This is a genomic window from Protofrankia sp. Cr2 (assembly GCF_963555885.1).
Lineage (GTDB): Bacteria > Actinomycetota > Actinomycetes > Frankiales > Frankiaceae > Protofrankia.
Window position 1 is genome coordinate 71347 of sequence record NZ_CAUVXG010000020.1, and the last position, 4704, is coordinate 76050.

3 protein-coding genes and 1 pseudogene are annotated in these 4704 nt (G+C 68.9%); 1 reads left to right on the plus strand and 3 read right to left on the minus strand.

Annotated features, from left to right (window positions below; genetic code table 11):
• A partial coding sequence (locus U9978_RS11775) for a VOC family protein (RefSeq protein ID WP_322761138.1) occupies positions 1–310 on the minus strand: 310 nt, incomplete at its 3' end.
• A gap of 5 nt (positions 311–315) precedes the next feature.
• Entirely contained in the window at positions 316–765 is a 450-nt protein-coding gene (locus U9978_RS11780; protein WP_322761139.1) for a helix-turn-helix transcriptional regulator, read from the minus strand.
• Positions 766–1137: 372 nt separating this feature from the next.
• Here U9978_RS11780 and U9978_RS24035 point away from each other — a divergent pair.
• A pseudogene (locus U9978_RS24035) lies at positions 1138–1230 on the plus strand (TetR/AcrR family transcriptional regulator); the annotation flags it as partial.
• A gap of 125 nt (positions 1231–1355) precedes the next feature.
• Here U9978_RS24035 and U9978_RS11785 read toward each other — a convergent pair.
• Positions 1356–3644 (minus strand): protein kinase domain-containing protein, encoded by a 2289-nt coding sequence (locus U9978_RS11785; protein WP_322761140.1) that lies wholly within the window; start codon positions 3642–3644, stop codon positions 1356–1358.
• Positions 3645–4704: the final 1060 nt, after the last annotated feature.

Sequence of the window (4704 nt, forward strand, 5' to 3'; positions counted from 1 at the left end):
CGCCGCCGGCCTGCAGCCGCGAGAAAGTGCCGTCGAGGTCGGCGGTGGCCAGGGTGATGCGGGCGTAGCTGCCCTTGGCCATCATCTCGACGATGGTGCGGCGCTCGTCGTCGGTGATGCCGGGGTCGGCGGCCGGCGGCTCCAGCACGACGGACGTGCCGGGCTGGTCGGCGGGGCCGACCGTGATCCAACGCATCCCGCCGTATCCGACGTCGTTGCGAATCTCGAAGCCGAGGGTGTCGCGATAGAACGCCAGGGAGACGTCCGGGTCGTTGTGCGGGAGAAAGGTCAAGTGAATGGTGATGTCCATGGCAGTCAGGCTAGGTGCGGCTCGGTGACCCGCGCTTCTCGATTCCTGACCGGTCTGGTCACCTGCTTGGCCACACACGGCGGCAGCCCCGCCGTCGCGCGCGCTGTCTCGCGCCGATAGGTGCTGGGCGGCACACCGACCAACTCGGTGAAGCGAGTGCTGAAGGTGCCCAGCGACGCGCAGCCGACCGCGAAACAGACCTCGGTGACGCTGAGATCGCCACGACGCAGCAGCGCCATCGCGCGCTCGATGCGCCGCGTCATCAGATAGGCGTACGGCGACTCGCCGTAGGCAAGCCGGAACTCGCGGCTGAGGTGCCCGGCCGACATGTGCGCGCCGCGGGCGAGCGCCTCGACGTCCAGCGGCTGCGCGTACTCCCGGTCGATCCGGTCCCGGACGCGGCGCAGCCGCGCGAGGTCGCGCAGGTGCTGCGCCGCGGCGGGTCTGCTGGTCACCTGCGAGATCGTGCCACATCGCAAGAACCAGCACGACCCCGCGGCATTCCTCCATCCGCGTGGCGTCCCAACCGCAGCGGCCAGAGTACGAGGCCCGACCTTCCCCTCCCCCGACAATGAGCCACCAGCAACGTGCCGCAGACCTGATGGAAAGCCACCGAGGTGTTCAGGGGCGGTGCTTGCCACCGCGACGGCCGCCCTCGCCGGATTCCATCGGGCGGAACCGTCTGGGAGACACTCATCGATCAACAAATTGAGTACAAAAACGGCTGCAATAGCGACCATTTGTTCACTCAGTTTCATGATCTGAAGGTGGCATGCCGCGCTGATCATGTGATCGCGGTTCCGAACTCGGTTCCGATCTCGGCGGGCGTCGCCCTGGTCACCTTCCGGGATGAGCTGCGCGCCCGGCTGCGCCAAGCCGGGCTGGCCGGCGTCCCGGTGCTGACGGAAGCTGCGGCCATAAACGGCACGGTCAGATGGAACGCGGAGTCGGAGTATCAGCAATGGCGGATGTCCCTCCGGCGGACGATCGGGCGGGAATCCACCGGGCGTGTCGAGGGTCGGAGACCGGGAAAAAGTGTGGCTGTTCACCGTGCCTTGAAGGCGGTCACCTCTCGGCCGACGCCGTAATAGAGCAGTCCCCCGCTGGCCGCGACCGACACGTCCGAGGAGGAGGCTACCGCCGAGTTGCTGTAGCTCCACCGGCAGGACCCGGTCACGGCGTCCACCGCGAACACCACACCCTTACCGTCCACGGCGTAGACCATGCCGTCCGCGGTGGCCAGGGAACCGCCCACACGGAAGTAATTGACTCCGGTGGTCTTCCACAGCATCGCTCCGTCCCCGGCCCGGACCGCGTAAAGCGTGCCCCCGGAGGTGACGAAGACGCGTCCAGCGCTATCGGTGATCGGCCGGTTGTACCGGTCTGACGGGTCGAATCGGACGGGAGGCCAGGCTGGGCTGCCGTCCGACGGGTTGAACGCGTGCAGCTGGTCTCCCCCGACGAACAACTTGCCCTCGGTGTAACAACCGGTGATTGTGCTGGGATCACCGCCCACCACTCCTTTGATCGACTGGCTCCACACCCGCTGGCCGTTGCCCATGTTGATCGCGCTGAGGGAGCCGTCCAAGGAATGCGAGGTCATCCCGAACAGGTACGGGCCGTCGGGCGGGACGATGATCGAGCCGAGATAGGTGCCGGTGACCGACCAGACCGTCTGGTGGGAGTTCACGTCGACCGCCCACAGCCCCGAGGTGTAGATGTCGCCGAGTAACGGGTTTCCGGTGACGTAAACGGTGGTGCCCACAACGCCGGCCACGCCCCCCAGCAGCCAGCGACGGTTGGGATCGCCCACGGACCAGCTGGTCGTTCCGGTGGCAGCGTCCACCGCCAGCAGCCCCGTCCCACCGGTCAGGTAGCCGGTCAGGTAGCCGGTGCCACCCGCGACCAGCAGGAGGCTGCCGATCGGTCCGCGCACGTCGGCCACCCCGTGCCAGCGCGCGCCGCCCGTGGCCGGGTCCAACCCCTTCACCGACTGTGGACCGACGATCACCAGGGTGCCCCCACCGACCGTCATGTTGCGCACGGTGTCGTCGAGGGCTGCGGTCCACACCGGGGTCGCCGTGGGAGCGGCCAGGGTTCCGGTCAGGCCGGAAGCCACCGGCTGGGGAACCGCGCCCGGCGCCGTCCCGGACTGGCCCGGCGCCGTCCCGGACGGGCCCGAGACAGTGGAACCACCGCCGGCCGGCGTCCCCGACGGGCGGGGACCGGCCCCGGGCATGGTCGGCCCGCCGCCGCCGGACAGCGCGACGGCAGTCGCGACCCCGCCCACGGCCACCACCCCGCCGCCGACAAGGCCCAGCAGCGCACGCCGGCTCAGACCCGGACGCGGCGGGGGTGCGGCCGGACCGACGCCCCCCGAGACCTCGGCTGAGGCCGGCGACGACAGGGGCTGGGCCGCCGACGACAGGGTGGCATCGCCGTCTGGAAGCGGCACTCCGGTCAGCACGGCCGCCGCCGCGGCGATGTCGGCCAGCACCGGCTGCGGTAGCCAGCCGCCGCCGAGGTCGAACGCGGGCCCCCGGCCGAGAAGGACGATGAGCTGCGCGGGGGTCGGACGCTGCGCGGGATCCTTGGCCAGGCAGGAACGGATCACGGACTGCAGCGCGGACGGCAACCCGGACAGGTCTGGATCCTGCGTGGCGACCCGGTACAGCAACGCGGGCGTGGGCCCGTCACCGAAGGGGCCGGTGCCCAGCGCTGCGAACGCAAGAGTGGCCCCAAGCGCGAACACATCGGTGGCCGGGCCGACGTCTGCGCCGGTGACCTGCTCAGGCGAGAGGAAACCGGGGGAACCGACGATGATGCCGGTGGACGTCAACGAGGTACTCTCCGCGGCCCGGCTGATCCCGAAATCGATGACGTGGGGGCCGTCGGCCGCAAGCATCACATTGGCCGGCTTGAGGTCGCGGTGGACGATCCCAGCCCGGTGGATATCGACCAGCGCCTCCGCCAATCCGGTGGCCAGCGCCCGCAGCACCGGCTCGGGCAGGGGGCCATGACGGCGCACCGCGGTACCCAGCGGGACGCCCGGGATGAACGCGGTGGCCAACCACGGCGGGGCGGCCTCCGTGTCGGCGTCCACGACGGCGGCGGTGAACACGCCGGACACGGCGCGCACCGCCTGCACCTCCCGCCGGAAACGGGCACGGAACTCCTCGTCAGCGGCGAACTGACGGCGTACCAGCTTGACCGCCACGGTGCGGCCGCCCGCGGACCGCCCCAGATACACCACCCCCATACCGCCCTCACCGAGTCGACCCAGCAGCGCGTACGGACCAACCTGACGAGGATCATCGGCGTCCAACGACTCCATATACGTCCCTAATTACCCCTATAGCCATATTCCGACAGTTTGAGGCTAGCCGGATCCTTATCTGCCTGCATATAGCAGGGGCACCGAGACACGCCAGAAACAGGCAACGGGCTTCCGCCCCGGCCGCGTGCGCGGTCAGGGCGTGGCCTCGTCTGGGCCGTGGGCAGGCCGATTCTCGTCGTCAGCCGGCAGCTTCATTGGCAGGGTTCCGAGGTTGTGGGCGTCAAGCTGGACCTCCAGACGCGTACCGATGGCGCCGTACACACGGCAGATCTCGCCTGCGGACACGGCGAGGAACCATCGCCCTCCCAGCCGACTCGGCGCATCAGGGCGGCCATGCAGTCCGCGATGCTCCTCGGGTTCGGACGGGGCGGGCGTAGGCGGTGCGATCGGCGGTTGCGTGCTCTCGGCAGAACCGCCGCAATGGTCCTGCACGAGCTGCGAGACGTGGTACCACGCTGAACATGCGTCCGTTCGTCGATGACGACCTGCTCCCCTGATCGCCTCCTGGGACTCAATGATGGACCGGGCACGGATACGCCGAATGATGTCCGCGACGGCCGTTGACTGGATCGGCCACAGTCAACGCGATATCGAGCCCGGGAGATACAAGGGGTCAACTGACGACAGTGGCTGAGCCGGCATGGACGTCGAACTGATCAACGTGGGCAGGTCCGCCGACGACCAGGTGCACGACCGGCGGAAGTGGTCGCTCGACCTGGCGACGCGGTGTCACCGGACTCCCAGCCACGGCGTGAAACGATCTTCCTGGTGGCCAGGGACAAAGCCTGTGCCTGGCAGACCTGGTACCGAACGGCGATCCCGGTGGCCGACGACCGGTTCACCGGGCATCTGATGAGGCTAAGAGCGACCGGCAATAGGTGCGGTACCGGGACGCCGATGAGGGCCGAATGGATGCAGGCATGGCCCTGGTCAATCATGGAGTTCTCGACGCTCTGTAACTGACCGTGGAGTTCCATCGGATGATCGGTTTGGAGGTGGCGGATCTGACCGGTGACGGCTGTATCACCAAGGCGCCGTGTGGTGGGGACAAGGCGAG